This window comes from Pseudonocardia acidicola, assembly GCF_012911935.1.
Classification (GTDB): domain Bacteria; phylum Actinomycetota; class Actinomycetes; order Mycobacteriales; family Pseudonocardiaceae; genus Pseudonocardia; species Pseudonocardia acidicola.
On sequence record NZ_JAAXLA010000078.1, the window covers coordinates 16415 to 32729 of the forward strand.

Below are 16315 nucleotides of genomic sequence, written 5' to 3' on the forward strand. Positions count from 1 at the left end.
CGGGACCGGGGGGCCGGCCCGTCAGCGGCCCAGGCGCCGTGGGGTCGCCGACCCGGCGCCGTCGTGACCTCAGCCCGTACACCCGGTCACAGCAGCTTCGCGACCTCCTTCGGCAACTGGCCCAGGACGTGCTCGAACTCCTTGCGCGGGACCGCGTCGCGCACGGTGAGCAGGACCGCCCGGAAGGCCCGCCGGGCCAGGTCCTCATCGACCCCCGCGCCCTCACCGACCCGGCTGAGCATCTCCTCGAGCCCGATGGGTTCGGCGTGTGCGTCGCGCGGTCGTTGCAGCGGCTCGCGTAGTTCGGGGGGTAGCTGGGCGGCCAGGTCCTGGGCCGCCCCGCCACTGATCCGTTCCGCCAAGGCCTGCAGGACGGCGCGGGTGAGGGTCTGCGCCTGATCGACGGACACGTGTGCTCGTCGCGCCACCTTCTGCACGAACTCGTCGTGGTCCACGCGCAGCAGCTCCCGGTACTCCGTGGGGAGCTGGCTCACCATGTCCTCGAACTCCTTGTGAGGCAGGGTGTCGCGCAGCGTGTGCAGGACCGCCCGGGTGCCTCGCAGGGCCAGCTCCCCGTCGACCCCGGCGCGCTCGCCGACCCGGCGGAGGAACTCGTCGAGGCCGAACGGGTCGGCGGGTGCCTTCCGGGGGCGTCGCAGCGGCTCCTGCAGTTCGGGGGGCAGCTGGGCGGCCAGGTCGTCGGCCTCCCCGCCCGTGATGCGCTCGGCAAGCGTCTGCAGGACGGCGCGGCCGAGCGTGTCCGCCTGCTCCGCGGACACGTGTGCTCGTTCGGACACCCGTCGGATGAACTCGTCGTGTTTCATGATCGACCTTCCTGGCGGTGGTGAGCAGCCCCGGCGCGGCTCCACGCCGCAGCCGCCGGCCTCGGACGGCTGATCGGGATGCGCGCCCGGGCGGGCCGCGACGTGCGTGCAGAACTCGCGGGTACCCCCACGGGCGGCAGATCAGCCGCGTGACCGCCGCACCGGCGCGAGGCTGCTGGTCACCGCGCCGGGCCGACCGGCCCGCCGGCCAGCTCGCGCTGCATGAGCACGACGTCGAGCCAGCGGTCGAACTTGAACCCGACGTCGCGCAGGACCCCGGACCGGGTGAACCCGAGCCGGGTGTGCAGGGAGATCGAACCGGCGTTGTCGGAGCTCCCGATCGCCGCGATCATCTGCCGGTAGCCGGCCGCGGTCGCGTGCTCGACCAGTGCGGACAGCAGCGCGGTGCCGACGCCGGTGCCGCGGGCGTCGTCGCGGATGTAGACGCTGTCCTCGACGGCGAACCGGTACGCCGAGCGCGCCCGGTACGGGCCGTAGTACGCGTACCCGGCGGTGGGGCCGCCTGCCGGGGCCTCGGCGACCAGCCAGTGGCCGCCGGCCGCCCGGCCGGTGCGCATCCGCCCGGCCATCGTCGCCGGGTCCGGGGGGACCTCCTCGAACGTGCCGACACCGTGGCGGACGTGGTGGGCGTAGATGGCCTGGATGGCCGGGATGTCGGCCGGGAGCGCCTCCCTGATCAGCATCCACCGACCGTATGCGGCGGCTACCGGTGCCCGGCGAAGGCCCTGCGGGCGGCGTTGCGACGGAACGCCTCGAGCCTGCTGCGTTGCTCGCGGGCGCGGTCGGCGAGGGCGCCCAGGTCGACGTCGGCCAGTTCGGGGTGAGCCGGGGCGACCTCGAGCAGGACCAGCAAGAGGTCCAGCTTGCCCTCGACGCCGAGCGACAGCGTCTCGGACTCCCGCAGCAGGGTCAGGTCCGCGCCGACGGTGAGCTTCTCGTCCACGGCGAGCCGGTGGGCCTTCTCCGCGGCCCAGCCGGCCATCTGCTGCGCCGGGTCCGGCCCGCTGCCGATCCGGTCGACCAGTTTCCGGAGCACCTCCCGGTCCTCCTCGATCTCGCCGGCCATCCTGCTCAGCACGTCGGCGTCGGGAGCGCCGGCGGCTTCGGCCTCGAGTCGCCGGGCGAGCTCGGCGCCGGCGTTCGCCCCGTCGAGGTGATCGTTCAGATAGATGCCGAGAAGCTGCCTCGCCGACATGCGCGCTCCTTTCCTCCCAAAGAGGGTCCCCGTCCGGACGGGGCCGACACATCCGGCGCGCCCGCGGCGGCAGGCCCGCCCGGGGCCGGTAGCCTCCGATGTCGAACGGCTGTTCGTGTGATGACGTGCGGAGGGATGCGGGTGCGGGTGCTCGGCGTCGACCCGGGGCTGACCCGGTGCGGGCTCGGCGTGGTCGACGGCAGGGGAGGCCGGACGGTCGCGTGCGTCGCGGTGGACGTCGTGCGCAGTTCGGCGGACACACCGCTGGCCGAGCGGTTGCTGGGGGTCGCGGACGCCGTCGAGGAGTGGATCCGGGTGCACCGGCCCGACGTCGTCGCGATCGAGCGGGTCTTCAGCCAGAACAACGTGCGCACGGTGATGGGCACGGCACAGGCCAGCGGGGTCGTCGCGCTCACCGCCGCGCGGGCCGGGCTGCCGGTCGCGTTCCACACCCCCAGCGAGGTCAAGGCCGCGGTCACCGGGGCGGGCCGGGCCGACAAGCAGCAGGTCACAGCCATGATCACCCGGGTGCTCGGGCTCGCGGAGGCCCCCCGGCCCGCGGACGCCGCCGACGCGCTGGCCCTCGCGGTGTGCCACTGCTGGCGGGCCCCGATGCTCGAGCGGATGGCGCAGGCACAGGCCCGCTCGGCCGAACTGGCCCGGCGGCACAAGGCCCGGCTGGCTGCCGCGGCGAAAGGGCGTTGATCGACGATGATTGCTTCGGTGCGTGGTGAGGTGCTCGGGATCGGGCTGGACCACGCGGTCGTGGAGGTCGGCGGCGTCGGGCTGGCCGTGCACGCCACCCCGACCACGCTCGCCGGCCTGCGCCGCGGGGAGCAGGCCCGGCTGGCGACCGCGCTGGTGGTCCGCGAGGACTCGCTGACGCTGTTCGGGTTCGCCGACGCCGAGGAGCGCGAGCTGTTCACGCTGCTGCAGACGGTGACGGGGGTGGGCCCGCGGCTCGCCCTGGCGACGCTGGCGGTGCTCGACCCGGATGCGCTGCGCCGGGCACTGGTCGACGGGGATCTCACGACCCTGACCCGGGTGCCGGGGATCGGGCGCAAGGGCGCCGAGCGGCTGATCGTGGAGCTGCGGGACAAGGTCGCCGCCCCGGTCGCCGCACCCGCAGGCGCCGCGCCGCCGGCGCCCACGGCGAACGGCGGCCCCCGTGACCAGGTGGTGGAGGCCCTCGTCGGGCTCGGCTTCACCGCGAAGCCCGCCGAGCAGGCCGTCGACGGGGTGCTCGGGGAGAACGGGGCCGCGGACGCCTCCGCGCTGCTGCGCTCCGCGCTGGCCAGGCTGGGCCGATCGCGGTGAGCGAGTTCGAGCCGACCCGCGAGGTCGCTGCCGAGGCCGACGTCGAGGACCTCGACGTCGAGGCCAGCCTGCGGCCGCGCCGGCTCGCCGAGTTCATCGGCCAGCCTCGGGTCCGCGAGCAGCTCGAACTGGTGCTGGAGGGCGCCCGCCGGCGCGGCGACCCACCCGACCACATCCTGCTCTCCGGCCCGCCCGGGCTGGGCAAGACCAGCCTGTCGATGATCGTCGCCGCGGAACTGGGGGCGGCGATCCGGCTCACCTCCGGTCCGGCCCTGGAGCGGGCCGGCGACCTCGCCGCGATGCTGTCCAACCTGATGCCCGGCGACGTGCTGTTCATCGACGAGATCCACCGCATCGCCCGCCCCGCCGAGGAGATGCTCTACCTCGCGATGGAGGACTTCCGGGTCGACGTGGTCGTCGGCAAGGGGCCCGGGGCGACCAGCATCCCGCTCGACATCGCGCCGTTCACCCTGGTCGGGGCGACCACCAGGGCCGGTGCGCTGACCGGCCCGCTGCGGGACCGCTTCGGCTTCACCGCGCACATGGAGTTCTACGAGCCCGGCGAGCTGGAGTTGGTGCTGCGTCGCGCCGCGACGATCCTCGACGTCGACCTGCGCGCGGACGGGGCCGAGGAGATCGCGGGCCGGTCGCGGGGAACACCGCGGATCGCGAATCGGTTGTTACGACGGGTGCGTGATTTCGCCGAGGTCCGCGCCGACGGCACCGTCACCCGAATGGTGGCCCGCGATGCGCTGGCCGTGTACGACGTGGACGAGCTCGGCCTGGACCGGCTCGACCGCGCCGTACTCGGTGCGCTGGTGCGGTCGTTCGGGGGCGGCCCCGTGGGCGTGTCCACGCTCGCCGTAGCGGTGGGCGAGGAACCAGGTACCGTCGAAGAGGTCTGCGAGCCCTACCTGGTGCGCGCGGGCATGCTGGCCCGAACGCCCCGGGGACGTGTGGCGACGGCGGCCGCGTGGGCCCATCTGGGTATGACTCCGCCCCCGGACGTCACCGGATCGGTCCCGTCGCCGTTGTTCTGACGATGGCCCGGCACGGCGGACGAGGGCCGCAGCACCGGTGCAACCCCGGTGCTGGCACACTCATGGCCCTTCGACGTGCGGAGATACGGAGATCATGGAAACTCTGCTGTTCCCACTGCTCATCCTGCTGCTGTTCATTCCCATCTTCCTCTCCGGGCGGAAGCAACGCCGCCAGATGCAGGAGATGCAGCAGTTGCAGGCCGCGCTGGAGCCCGGTGACGTCGTGGTGACGACCTCCGGTCTGCGGGCGACGGTCGTCGACGCCTCCTACGAGGAGACGGTCGACCTCGAGATCGCCGACGGCGTGGTGACCACCTGGGTGCGCGCCGCGGTGCGGGAGAAGGTCAACCCGACCCCGGACGACGTCTCCTCGCTCACCGACGGCTCCGCCGACGTCGCCGACGAGCACGACGCGGAACCCGTCGAGCGCGTCGAGGACAAGCCGGCGGTGACGGACAGCACGCCGGAGCCGACCGGCACGACCGACGACGCGCGCTCGAACGGGACGCCGGGCTCGCGCAACTGATCCACCGGGCGGCCGCAGCGGGCCGCCTTCGTTGGGGCGGCCCACCGGCGGTCCCCGGCTATATCAGGAGATAGAAGGCAGTGGCATCAACCCCGGGGCGGATCCGCCCTTGGCGGTACCTGGCGGCGTTCGCCGGCATCGTCGTCGTCCTGTACTCGCTGGTGTTCTTCACCGGCGACGGCAGGCCCAGCCCCAAGCTGGGCATCGACCTGCAGGGCGGCACCCGGGTCACGCTGACCGCGCGCACCGAGTCCGGCGCCGCGCCGCCGCGTGACCAGTTGATCCAGGCGCAGCAGATCATCGAGCAGCGCGTCAACGGTCTCGGCGTGAGCGGCGCCGAGGTCGTCCTGGACGGCAACAACCTGACGATCACAGTCCCCGGGGCCCAGGGCGACCAGGCCCGGTCCCTCGGCCAGACGGCGCAGCTGCGCTTCCGCCCGGTCGTCGGTGATCCCGTCCCGGTCATCCCGGCCACTGCCCCCGCGGCGGGCGCGACGTCGAACGCCCCCGCCGCGCCGCCCACCGGCCAGAGCACCGCCCCGGCCCCCGCCGGGTCTCAGCCGCAGGGTCTCGCGGGCGACGCGACCAGCCAGAAGGTTGCTCCGGTCGCGTACTCGACGCCGCTGCAGAACCCGGCCCCGCCGCCGTCGCCCGCCCCCACGCCGGACGCCGGCGCCAACCCCGCCCCGGCCGACCCGGCCGTGGCGGCGGCGATCGCGCAGGCTCGCGCGACCCGGCAGAGCACCGACCCGACCGTCCAGCAGCAGGCCCTCGCCGCGCTGGACTGCAAGGCCAACGACCCGCTGCGGGGCTACGACGACCCGGCCCTGCCGCTGGTCGCGTGCAACCAGGACGGCACCGAGAAGTACGTGCTCGGCCCCACGATCATCGAGGGCACCCAGATCGCCAGCGCTCAGGCCACGACCAATCAGAACGGCGCGGGTTACGTCGTCGACCTCACGTTCAAGAACCCCGGTGCCGGGATCTGGGGCGACTACACGAGCAAGAACATCGGCAAGCAGGCGGCCTTCGTCCTGGACGGCGAGGTCGTCTCGGCGCCGCAGATCCAGGGAGCCCTCTACGGGGTGACCCAGGTCAGCGGCAACTTCAACCAGGCGCGGGCGCAGGAGCTGGCCAGCGTGCTGCGCTACGGCTCGCTGCCGCTGTCGTTCGACTCCAACGAGGCGCAGACGGTGTCGGCAACCCTGGGCCTGGCCTCGCTGGATGCCGGTCTCATCGCGGGTGCCATCGGGCTGGCGCTGGTGTTCGTCTACTGCCTGTTCTACTACCGGGCGCTGGGCGTCCTGACGATCCTGTCGCTGGCACTGTCCGGTGTGGTCGTCTACGCGGTCCTGGTGCTGCTCGGGCGGTGGATCGGGTTCACCCTCGACCTGGCCGGCGTCGCCGGGTTCATCGTGGCCATCGGCATCACGGCCGACTCGTTCGTCATCTTCTTCGAACGGCTCAAGGACGAGATGCGTGAGGGCCGCAGCTTCCGGTCGGCGGTGCCACGCGGCTGGGTGCGGGCGCGCCGGACCATCCTGAGCGCCGACGCCGTGAGCTTCCTGGCCTCCGCGGTGCTCTACATCCTCGCGGTCGGTCAGGTGAAGGGCTTCGCCTTCACGCTGGGCATGTCCACCGTTCTCGACCTCGTCGTCGTGTTCCTGGTGACCCACCCGCTGGTGGCGCTGGCCTCCAACTCCCGGGTCTTCGGCAGCCCGGCGTGGTCGGGCCTCGGTTCGGTGGCGAAGATCGGCGCGGCCCGGCGGCGGGCGACCGCCGCGGCCTCGAAGGGAGCCTGACGTGGTGACCAGCAACACCTCCAGGACCGGCTTCCTCGGCCGGCTCTACACCGGTACCGGTGCCTTCGACGTCGTCGGCAAGCGCAAGACCTGGTACGCCGTGTTCGGCACGCTCGTGCTGATCTGCGTGCTGTCGATCGTGCTGCGCGGGTTCAACCTGGGCATCGACTTCACCGGCGGCACGCAGATCCAGATGCCGGCCACCGGCGCCTCCGGCACGATCAGCACCCAGCAGGTGGAGCAGGTCTACCACCGGGTGGTCGGTGCCGACCCGGCCTCGGTGCAGTCCGTCGGGGCCGGCGGTGCAGCGTCGATCCTGCTGCGCTCCGAAGCCCTCGACGCCGGCCAGACCGTCGCGCTCAAGCAGGCGCTGTTCGACTCGCTGCAGCCGCTCGGGCCGAATGGCCAGGCCTCGCAGCAGACGATCAGCGACAGCGCGGTGAGCGGCACCTGGGGCGGGCAGATCACGACCCAGGCACTGATCGCGCTGGCCGTGTTCCTCGTGCTGGTCACCATCTTCCTGGCGTTCTACTTCGAACGCGCGATGGCGATCGCGGCGCTGGTCGCGCTGGTGCACGACGTGGTCGTCACCGCCGGCATCTACTCGATCGTCGGCTTCGAGGTCACCCCGTCCACGGTGATCGGTCTGCTGACCATCCTCGGGTTCTCGCTCTACGACACCGTCGTGGTGTTCGACAAGGTCAAGGAGAACACCCGCGGGCTGCTCGGGCTGACCCGGCGCAGCTACCCCGAGGCGGCCAACCTCGCGCTGAACCAGACCTTGATGCGCTCGATCAACACCTCGCTCATCGCGGTGCTGCCGGTGCTCGGGCTGATGGTGGTCGGCGTCGGGCTGCTCGGTGTCGGCACGCTGGCCGACCTGGCGCTGGTGCAGATGGTCGGCATCGTCGCCGGCGCGGCGTCGTCGATCCTGCTGGCCACCCCGATCCTGGTCGACCTGAAGATGCGCGACCCGCGGTTCCGGCAGCAGGCCGAGCGGGTCAAGGCCCGGCGGGCGCGGTCGGCCGCCGCGCAGTCCGGTGCCGCCGGCCCCGAGGACGGACCCGACCTGGCCGACGACGACGCGCTCGCGTCCGAGCTGCGAAAGGAGCGGGCGATGGCCGCCGCGTCCGGCGTGCCGGCCCGCACCGCCAAGAATGGCGACCGGCGTGGTGGGCAGCGGTCGTCGCGGCCCACCGGCAAGTCGGCGCGCCCGACCGGGAAGAGGCAGCGGTGAGCATCACCGAGGAGACCGAACCCTCACTGGTCCGGGTCGCGGGCCTGGTCCGGGACGTCCCGGACTACCCGCAACCGGGCGTGCTGTTCCGGGACATCACCCCGGTACTGGCCGATCCGGAGGCCTTCACCACGGTGTCCACCGAGCTGGCCGCGATGGCCGGCGAAGCCGACCTCGTCGTCGGCGTGGAGGCCCGCGGGTTCCTCATCGGGGCGGCCGTCGCGCTCGTCGCGGGTGCCGGGATCGTCCCCGTGCGCAAGGCGGGGAAGCTGCCCCGGGTGGCCGCGTCGCGCACCTACGAGCTGGAGTACGGCACGGCCACCCTCGAGTTGGCGGCCGACACGGTGCCGGCCGGGTCGCGGGTGTTCGTGATCGACGACGTGCTGGCCACCGGCGGTACGGCGGCCGCCGCGTGCGCGCTGCTCAGCGATGTCGGCGCGCAGGTCGTGGGGTTCGGTTCGCTGCTCGAGCTCACCGCGCTGGGCGGGCGGGACCGGCTGGGCGACATCCCGGTGCACGCCCTGCTGACGTACTGACCCGAGGGCTATCCTTCTCGAGGTGGAGCTCTGCCGCTTATGAGGCGCGTATGACGGACCTGCAGCCGGTCGCGCCGCCGGTCCCGAGTCCGGACGGCCCGGCCAAGCCCTCGGCCACCCGCCGGGTGCGGGCCCGCATCGCCCGCCGGATGACGCCGCAGCGGGTCGCGGTGGTCAAGCCCGTGCTCGAGCCGCTGGCGAGCGTGCACCGGGCGCTGCACCCGAAGGCCGACCTGGTGCTGCTGCAGCGCGCCTACGACGTCGCCGAGGACAAGCACGCCCACCAGAAGCGCAAGTCCGGCGACCCGTACATCACCCACCCGCTGGCGGTGGCGACCATCCTGGCCGAGCTGGGCATGGACACCATCACGCTGGTCGCCGCGCTGCTGCACGACACCGTCGAGGACACCGACTACTCCCTCGAGCGGCTGCGCGCCGACTTCGGTGAGGAGGTCGCGCACCTCGTCGACGGGGTCACCAAGCTCGACAAGGTCGAGCTGGGCACCGCCGCGGAGGCCGAGACCATCCGCAAGATGGTCGTCGCGATGGCGCGGGACCCGCGGGTGCTGGTCATCAAGCTCTCGGACCGGCTGCACAACATGCGTACGATGCGCTTCCTGCCGCCGGAGAAGCAGGCCAAGAAGGCCCGCGAGACCCTGGAGGTGCTGGCCCCGCTGGCCCACCGGCTCGGGATGGCCACGGTCAAGTGGGAGCTGGAGGACCTGTCCTTCGCGATCCTGCACCCGAAGAAGTACGAGGAGATCGTCCGGCTCGTCGCCACCCGGGCGCCGTCCCGGGACACCTACCTCAAGCAGGTCATCGACGAGGTGACCCAGCAGCTCGACTCGGCGCGGATCACCGCCGCCGTCGAGGGCCGGCCCAAGCACTACTACTCGATCTACCGCAAGATGATCGTCAAGGGCCGGGACTTCGACGACATCCACGACCTGGTCGGGGTGCGGGTGCTCGTCGACGAGGTGCGCGACTGCTACGCCGCGATGGGCATGGTGCACGCCCTGTGGCAGCCGATGCCGGGGCGGTTCAAGGACTACATCGCCCAGCCCCGCTTCGGGGTCTACCAGTCGCTGCACACCACCGTGATCGGGCCGGACGGCAAGCCGCTCGAGGTGCAGATCCGCACCCACGAGATGCACCGCACCGCCGAGTACGGCATCGCCGCGCACTGGCGCTACAAGGAGAGCCGCGGCTCCCACGGCCCGTCCGCCGGGACCGTCGAGATCGATGAGATGTCCTGGATGCGCCAGTTGCTCGACTGGCAGCGGGAGGCCGCGGACCCCGGGGACTTCCTGGAGTCGCTGCGCTTCGACCTGGCGGCCAAGGAGATCTTCGTCTTCACCCCCAAGGGCGACGTGATCACGCTGCCGATGGGCTCGACGCCGGTGGACCTGGCCTATGCGGTGCACACCGAGGTCGGCAACCGCTGCATCGGGTCGCGGGTGAACGGCCGGCTGGTCGCGCTGGAGCGCAAACTCGAGTCCGGCGACGTCGTGGAGATCTTCACCTCGAAGGCCGAGGGGGCCGGGCCGAGCCGCGACTGGCTGTCGTTCGTCGCCTCGCCGCGGGCCAAGACCAAGATTAAGCACTGGTTCGCCAAGGAGCGCCGCGAGGAGGCCATCGAGGCGGGCAAGGACGCGATCACCCGGGAGGCCCGCCGCACCGGGATGCCGCTGCAGCGGCTGGTGTCCACCGACGCCATGGCCGCGCTGTCCCGCGAGCTGCACTTCCCGGACCTGTCCGGGCTGTACGCCGCCGTCGGGGAGGGGCACGCCTCGGCCCGCCACGTCGTGCAGCGGCTGGTCGCGCTGCTCGGCGGGATGGAGGACGCCGAGGAGGAGCTCGCCGAGCGCGCCACTCCGTCGACGGTCCGGCTGCGCCGGGCGTCGGGCGACGCGGGCGTCGTCGTCCGCAGCGACGGTGCCGACATGGGCGATCTCTACATGAAGCTGGCTCGCTGCTGCACGCCGGTGCCCGGCGACGACATCCTCGGGTTCGTGACCCGTGGTGGCGGGGTCAGCGTGCACCGCACCGACTGCACCAACGCCGGCGACCTGCAGTCCCGGGCCGAGCGGCTCGTCGACGTGGCCTGGTCGGTGTCGCCGGGCTCGGTGTTCCTGGTCGCGATCCAGGTCGAGGCGCTCGACCGGCACCGGCTGCTGTCGGACGTGACGAAGGTGCTGGCCGACGAGAAGGTCAACATCCTGTCCGCGTCGGTGACGACGTCGCGTGACCGGGTCGCGGTGTCGCGGTTCAGCTTCGAGATGGGCGACCCGAAGCATCTCGGGCACGTGCTGCGCGCGGTGCGCAACGTCGAGGGCGTCTACGACGTGTACCGGGTGACGAGCGCGGGCTGACCGCAGCGCCGGGAGCCGAGCCGGCGGCTTTCGCGACGGCGATCATCGCAGCGGCGGGGCCGGGGACGGTCCGCCGGGTCCGGGCGGGTGGTGCGCCCGCCCGGACCCGCAGATCAGCCGACCGTGGCGGTCTGGATCGTCACCGGCTGCACCGGCTTGCCGTCGCCGGGGCCGTTGCTGCTGTCGGTGCCCTTGCGGGCGATGCTGTCGACGACCTGCAACCCCTGCGGCGAGATGGAGCCGAAGACCGTGTAGTTCGGCGGCAGCTGCGCATCGCCGTAGACCATGAAGAACTGGCTGCCGTTGGTGTTCGGCCCGGCGTTGGCCATCGCCAGGATGCCGCGGCCGTAGGTCAGCTGCGGGAAGGTCTCGTCGGCGAACTTGTAGCCGGGGCCACCGGCGCCGGTGCCGCTCGGGTCGCCGCACTGCAGCACCTGCAGCCCGGCGGACGTGGTCAGCCGGTGGCAGCCGGTGGAGTTGAAGTAGCCCTGCTTGGCCAGGCTCACGAAGCTGTTCACCGTGCACGGCGCGAGCGCGCGGTCCAGGGTGAGCGGGATCGTGCCGGCGTTGGTCTGCAGCGTCACCGCGACGGTGCCCTGCGCGCTGACGTCGTTCGTCGGCGGCGCCTGCGCGGGCTTGGCGGCCTGGCCGTCCGACGGGTAGGAGCAGGTCGCGGTGGCCGGCAGCGCGGTCGGCCGGGTCGGCAGCGGAGTGATCGCGGTGGGGATCTGGTCCGGCGTGGTGCCGGCCGCGGCGGGCGCCTCGGTGGCGCTGGCGCCGGCGGCGGATGACGTCGTGTCGTTGCCCGAACCGCCGAGCGTGCTCAGCAGCACCACCCCGACCACCACGACCACGACGACCGCGGCCGAGGTGATCACAGCGATCTGCTTGCGCCGCTTGGCCTGCGTGGCGCGGCGCTCCTGCTGGCTCGCCAGCTTCCGCTTGGCCGCCTCGCGTCGCATCTGGTTTGTCGCCACCGCTTGACATCCTCCTGTTTCGCGTGGTTAGGGGCGGAGCGTAGCGACCGAGGCTGAGAGAACGCTGGGCGGTGCTCTGGGCGGAATGCGCGAGCGCACGGTCAGGCCAGGGTGATGGTGTCCTCGCGCACGGTGATCTGTTCGGGTGGGAGTGGCTGCTGGGCCGGGCCGTGGGTGGGGGAGCCGTCGCTGATGCTGAACCTGCTGCCGTGGCAGGGGCAGTTGATGGTCCCGTCGGCCACCTGGCCCACCGTGCAGCCCATGTGGGTGCACGTCGAGCTGAAGGCCTTGAACTGCGCGGGTGCCGGCTGTGTCACCACCACGTGCGCCGCGGGGAAGATCTTCCCGCCGCCCAGCGGGATGTCCTCGGTGCGGGCCAGCGGCGCCCCCGCGGCGGGCGCGCCGGTGGGCGGCGCGGCGCCGGTCGTGGTGGCGGCACCGCCGCCGGAGGGCGAGGTGGCGCAGGCCGCGAGGGCGAAGACGGCCGCGCCCGTGCCGGTGAGGACGGTCCGTCTGGTCAGGGCGGCGCCGGTGGTCTCGGCTCGGCTCATGTGGTCTTCCCTCCGTGAGGACGAGACATCCACCGTGGCCCCGCACGGGCCCGCGGGCCAGCGGACGTTTCGGTCAGGTGGGACGGTGGGCCCTGGCCCGGCCGCGACTCGGCGGATCGCGCGCGGCGTCTAGGCTGGCTGGGTGCTCGTTGCGGGATTTCCGGCAGGTTCGTTCCAGACCAACTGCTACGTGATCGCCCCTGCCGCGGGAGAGGCGTGCATCGTCGTCGACCCCGGGCAGGACGCCGTCGAGCCGCTGGAGGCCCTGCTGGCCGAGCATCGGCTGACCCCGGTCGCGGTGCTGCTGACCCACGGGCACTTCGACCACACCTTCAGCGTCGCCCCGGTGTGCGACGGCCACGACGTGCCCGCCTGGATCCACCCCGGGGACCGCGACATGCTCGCCGACCCGATGAAGGGCATCTCCGCCGAATCCGCCGCGTTCTTCGGCGGCCGGCTGGAGCTGCGGGAACCCCGTGAGGTCCGGGAGCTCGCCGACGGCGCCGCGATGGAGCTCGCCGGGCTGAGCTTCCGGGTCGACCACACCCCCGGCCACACACCGGGCTCGGTGGTGTTCTCCACACCCACCGAGGAGGGGGTGGAGGTGATCCTGGCCGGCGACACGCTGTTCGCCGGGTCCATCGGGCGCACCGACCTGCCCGGCGGGTCGCACGAGCAGCTGCTGGCCAGCGTCCGGGACAAGCTGCTGACCAGGGACGACTCGGCGTTCGTGCTCCCCGGGCACGGACCGACCACGACAATCGGGCGGGAACGGGCGTCGAACCCGTTCCTGCAGGGACTGGATGTGCCTGCTGTGGGGCGAGGGCTGTGACCGCTGCGACCGACCGGGCCGAGAAGGCCGCCGCCGCCTTCGCCGCGCCCAAGGGCGTCCCGGAGTACCTGCCGCCGGACTCCGCGGAGTTCGAGCACGTCCGCAACACGCTCATCGCCGCGGCCGACCGGGCCGGCTACGGGCACATCGAGCTGCCGATCTTCGAGGACACCGGCCTCTACGCCCGCGGCGTCGGCGAGTCGACCGACGTGGTGAGCAAGGAGATGTACACCTTCGCCGACCGCGGCGACCGATCGGTCACGCTGCGCCCGGAGGGCACCGCGGGCGTCGTCCGTGCCGTCATCGAGCACGGCCTCGACCGCGGCGGGCTGCCGGTCAAGCTGCGCTACGCCGGGCCGTTCTTCCGGTACGAGCGCCCGCAGGCCGGCCGGTACCGCCAGCTCCAGCAGGTCGGGGTCGAGGCCATCGGGGTGGACGACCCGGCGCTGGACGCCGAGGTCATCGCGGTGGCCGACGAGGGCTTCACGGCGCTCGGGCTGACCGGTTACCGCCTCGAGATCACCTCGCTCGGTGACGCCGAGTGCCGTCCGGCCTACCGGGCCCTGCTGCAGGAGTTCCTCGCCGGGCTCCCACTCGACGAGGACACCCGGCGGCGCGCCCAGATCAACCCGCTGCGGGTGCTGGACGACAAGCGCCCCGAGGTGCGGGCGATGATGGCCGACGCGCCGCTGCTCATCGACCACCTGTCCGCCGCGTCGGCCGAGCACCACGCCGCGGTCAAGCAGCACCTCGACGACCTGGGCGTCGCCTACGTCGAGAACCCGCGGATGGTGCGGGGGCTGGACTACTACACGAAGACGACCTTCGAGTTCGTCCACGACGGCCTGGGCGCGCAGTCCGGGATCGGCGGCGGCGGGCGCTACGACGGGTTGATGTCGGTGCTCGGCGGGCAGCCGCTGTCCGGTGTCGGGTTCGGCATCGGCGTGGACCGCACGCTGCTGGCCGCCCGCGTCGAGGGGCTGCCCATCGGCGACACCGCGCGGGCCGAGGTGTTCGGGGTGCCGCTGGGCGCCGCCGCACGCCGGCGGCTCGTCGTGATCGCGGCGCAGCTGCGCCGCGCCGGGGTGCGCGTCGACCTGGCCTACGGCGGGCGCGGTCTGAAGGGCGCGATGAAGTCGGCCGACCGCTCCGGCGCGCGGTACGCGCTGGTGCTCGGCGACCGCGACCTCGAGGCCGGCACCGTCGGGGTGAAGGACCTGGCGTCGGGGGCGCAGCACGCGGTCGCGCTCGCCGGCGCCGTCGACGAGCTCGTCGGGCTGCTGCGCGGCCCTGCCGCCGCAGATCGGTGAGCCGGGCCGATCAGGAGCGCTGGGACGCGCGGCACACCGCCGTCTCCGCGTCCGGTGAGCAGGCCTGCCTGCCGCCCGACGCCCTGCGCGGCCGGCTCGAGTTGCTGCCGGCCGGGGGGCGGGCGCTGGAGCTCGCCTGCGGCCGCGGCGCGGTGGCGGTCTGGCTGGCGCAGCGTGGGTTCGCCGTCGACGCCGTCGACGTGTCCGGGGCCGGGCTCGAGGCGGCCGCCGCGCTCGCCACCCGGTCCGGGGCCGGCGACCGGGTCCGCCTGGTGGCCGCCGACCTCGACGACGGGATCCCGGCGTCCTGCCCCGGCCCGTACGACGTGGTGGTCTGCCAGCGGTTCCGCGACCCGCGGCTCTACGACGCGATGGCCGCGCGGCTCGCACCCGGTGGGCTGCTCGTCGTGACGGTGCTCTCGGCCGCCGGGGACGAGCCCGGCCCGTTCCGCGCGGCGCCGGGCGAGCTGGCCGCGGCGTTCGGCGCGATCGCCGGGCTGCAGATCGTGTCGCACGACGAGGGGAACGGCGCGGCGAGCCTCATCGCCCGGCGTCGCTGAGCTGCGCCGACACGGGGCGCTCACGCCGACGCGCGCAGGGCCTCCGGGGTCTCCCGGCTGGCGACCGCCGCGGCGAGCGCCGTCGTGATCGGCACCGACGCCACCAGGCCGATGCTGCCGACCAGGGTCCGGACGATCTCGGTGGCGACGTCCTGGCTGGTCAGCACCTGACCGATGCTCTGCGCGGACAGGCTGAACAGCAGCATCAGCGGCAGCGAGGCGCCCGCGTAGGCGAGCACGAGCGTGTTCACCGCCGACGAGACGTGGTCACGGCCGATCCGCATGGCGGAGGTGAACAGCGCCCGCGCGCCGAGGTCGGGGTTGGCCTTGCGCAGCTCCCACACCGCGCTGGTCTGGGTGACCGTCACGTCGTCGAGGACACCGAGCGCCCCGATCACGACGCCGGCGAGCAGCAGCCCGCGGGCGTCGACGCCGGTGCCGAGGGTGGCGACGAGGTTGGCGGTGGTCTCGTCGAGGCCGGTGAGCCGGGCCGCCGCGGAGAACGCGGCCGCCAGGGCCCCGATCAGCCCGAGTGACAGCAGCGTGCCGAGCACCGCCGTCGACGTGCGCGCCGACGGCCCGTGCGTCAGGTACAGCACCACGAACATGATCAGGCAGGCGCCGACGATGGCGACCCAGAGCGGGTTGTGGCCGCTGACGATCGCCGGCAGCACGAACAACAGCAGCACCGCGAAGCTCAGCACCAGTGCGACCAGCGCCGCGAGGCCGCGCCAGCGGCCGAGCAGCAGCACCGCGCCGGCGAACAGCGCGGCCAGCCAGATCAGCGAGCCGTTGCGCTGGAAGTCGACGACCTGGTAGGAGCCGGGGTCGAGCGGGTCGGCCCCGGACCAGGCGAGCACCACCTTGTCCCCGACCGCGAACCGCGGGGTCGCGGGTTCCACCGGGACGAGCTGGATCAGGTCCCGTCCCGGCAGCGGCCCGTTCGCCATGTGCAGGGTCAGGGCGACGCACCCGCCGGTGCCCGACCCGGGCGTGCAGTCCGACGCCCGGGCCGCCGTCACCTGCGCGTCGATCGCCTGCTGGTGCGCCGAGGGGGCGGTCGCCGGCGGGCTGCCGGTCGGGCGCAGCAGGATCAACCCGACCAGGGTGGCCAGCGCGCACGGGACCAGCAGCGCGGCGATCAGCAGGCGGACCCGCCGGCCGGCGGGACGGGCGGGGCCGTGGCCGTGGCCGTGCCCGTGGGCGGGCAGCGCC

17 protein-coding genes are annotated in these 16315 nt (G+C 73.3%); 11 read left to right on the forward strand and 6 right to left on the reverse strand.

Features of this window, described 5'->3' with window-relative positions:
* Window positions 1-86 precede the first annotated feature (86 nt).
* From HF526_RS28640 to HF526_RS28650, 3 genes are all read right to left on the reverse strand, one after another.
* Window positions 87-824, reverse strand: a complete 738-nt coding sequence (locus tag HF526_RS28640) for a DUF2267 domain-containing protein (RefSeq protein WP_169384697.1) — start codon at window positions 822-824, stop codon at window positions 87-89.
* 179 nt (window positions 825-1003) lie between these two features.
* The gene (locus HF526_RS28645) at window positions 1004-1528 is read right to left on the reverse strand and encodes a GNAT family N-acetyltransferase (RefSeq protein ID WP_169384698.1); all 525 of its coding nucleotides are present in this window, start codon (window positions 1526-1528) and stop codon (window positions 1004-1006) included.
* A gap of 20 nt (window positions 1529-1548) precedes the next feature.
* Window positions 1549-2040: a hypothetical protein gene (locus HF526_RS28650; protein WP_169384699.1), complete on the reverse strand. Its 492-nt coding sequence runs from the start codon at window positions 2038-2040 to the stop codon at window positions 1549-1551.
* 141 nt (window positions 2041-2181) lie between these two features.
* Between HF526_RS28650 and ruvC the strand changes: the two genes are divergently transcribed.
* From ruvC to HF526_RS28690, 8 genes are all read left to right on the forward strand, one after another.
* The gene (gene ruvC, locus HF526_RS28655) at window positions 2182-2745 is read left to right on the forward strand and encodes a crossover junction endodeoxyribonuclease RuvC (protein ID WP_169384711.1); all 564 of its coding nucleotides are present in this window, start codon (window positions 2182-2184) and stop codon (window positions 2743-2745) included.
* A 6-nt stretch (window positions 2746-2751) separates the two neighbouring features.
* Window positions 2752-3357: a Holliday junction branch migration protein RuvA gene (ruvA, locus tag HF526_RS28660; RefSeq protein ID WP_169384700.1), complete on the forward strand. Its 606-nt coding sequence runs from the start codon at window positions 2752-2754 to the stop codon at window positions 3355-3357.
* The gene (ruvB, locus tag HF526_RS28665; protein ID WP_338051820.1) at window positions 3354-4397 is read left to right on the forward strand and encodes a Holliday junction branch migration DNA helicase RuvB; all 1044 of its coding nucleotides are present in this window, start codon (window positions 3354-3356) and stop codon (window positions 4395-4397) included. Before ruvA ends, ruvB begins: the two co-directional genes overlap by 4 nt.
* 94 nt (window positions 4398-4491) lie before the next feature.
* Window positions 4492-4923 (forward strand): preprotein translocase subunit YajC, encoded by a 432-nt coding sequence (yajC, locus tag HF526_RS28670; RefSeq protein ID WP_169384701.1) that lies wholly within the window; start codon window positions 4492-4494, stop codon window positions 4921-4923.
* Between the two features lie 80 nt (window positions 4924-5003).
* The gene (secD, locus tag HF526_RS28675; RefSeq protein ID WP_169384702.1) at window positions 5004-6725 is read left to right on the forward strand and encodes a protein translocase subunit SecD; all 1722 of its coding nucleotides are present in this window, start codon (window positions 5004-5006) and stop codon (window positions 6723-6725) included.
* Between the two features lie 4 nt (window positions 6726-6729).
* Entirely contained in the window at window positions 6730-7962 is a 1233-nt protein-coding gene (gene secF / locus HF526_RS28680; RefSeq protein ID WP_338051821.1) for a protein translocase subunit SecF, read from the forward strand.
* Complete coding sequence (locus HF526_RS28685) at window positions 7959-8498, forward strand: adenine phosphoribosyltransferase (protein WP_338051822.1); 540 nt, start codon at window positions 7959-7961, stop codon at window positions 8496-8498. The genes secF and HF526_RS28685 overlap by 4 nt, the downstream gene beginning before the upstream one ends.
* 50 nt (window positions 8499-8548) lie before the next feature.
* Complete coding sequence (locus tag HF526_RS28690; RefSeq protein ID WP_169384704.1) at window positions 8549-10870, forward strand: RelA/SpoT family protein; 2322 nt, start codon at window positions 8549-8551, stop codon at window positions 10868-10870.
* Between the two features lie 113 nt (window positions 10871-10983).
* Here the strand turns inward: HF526_RS28690 and HF526_RS28695 are convergent, their stop codons facing one another.
* Together HF526_RS28695 and HF526_RS28700 are read right to left on the reverse strand one after the other, a co-directional pair.
* Window positions 10984-11847, reverse strand: coding sequence for a peptidylprolyl isomerase (locus tag HF526_RS28695; protein WP_169384705.1), 864 nt, complete (start codon window positions 11845-11847; stop codon window positions 10984-10986).
* Window positions 11848-11948: 101 nt separating this feature from the next.
* Entirely contained in the window at window positions 11949-12398 is a 450-nt protein-coding gene (locus HF526_RS28700) for a Rieske (2Fe-2S) protein (RefSeq protein ID WP_169384706.1), read from the reverse strand.
* A 142-nt stretch (window positions 12399-12540) separates the two neighbouring features.
* Here HF526_RS28700 and HF526_RS28705 point away from each other — a divergent pair, with 142 nt between their 5' ends.
* The 3 genes from HF526_RS28705 to HF526_RS28715 are packed head-to-tail and all read left to right on the forward strand — an operon-like array spanning window position 12541 to window position 15100.
* Window positions 12541-13230, forward strand: coding sequence for an MBL fold metallo-hydrolase (locus HF526_RS28705; RefSeq protein WP_169384707.1), 690 nt, complete (start codon window positions 12541-12543; stop codon window positions 13228-13230).
* Entirely contained in the window at window positions 13227-14540 is a 1314-nt protein-coding gene (gene hisS / locus HF526_RS28710) for a histidine--tRNA ligase (protein WP_169384708.1), read from the forward strand. Before HF526_RS28705 ends, hisS begins: the two co-directional genes overlap by 4 nt.
* On the forward strand, window positions 14537-15100 hold the full coding sequence (locus HF526_RS28715) for a methyltransferase domain-containing protein (RefSeq protein WP_169384709.1): 564 nt from the start codon (window positions 14537-14539) through the stop codon (window positions 15098-15100). Before hisS ends, HF526_RS28715 begins: the two co-directional genes overlap by 4 nt.
* A gap of 20 nt (window positions 15101-15120) precedes the next feature.
* Here HF526_RS28715 and HF526_RS28720 read toward each other — a convergent pair whose 3' ends face one another.
* On the reverse strand, window positions 15121-16311 hold the full coding sequence (locus HF526_RS28720) for a YibE/F family protein (RefSeq protein WP_169384714.1): 1191 nt from the start codon (window positions 16309-16311) through the stop codon (window positions 15121-15123).
* Window positions 16312-16315 lie beyond the last annotated feature (4 nt).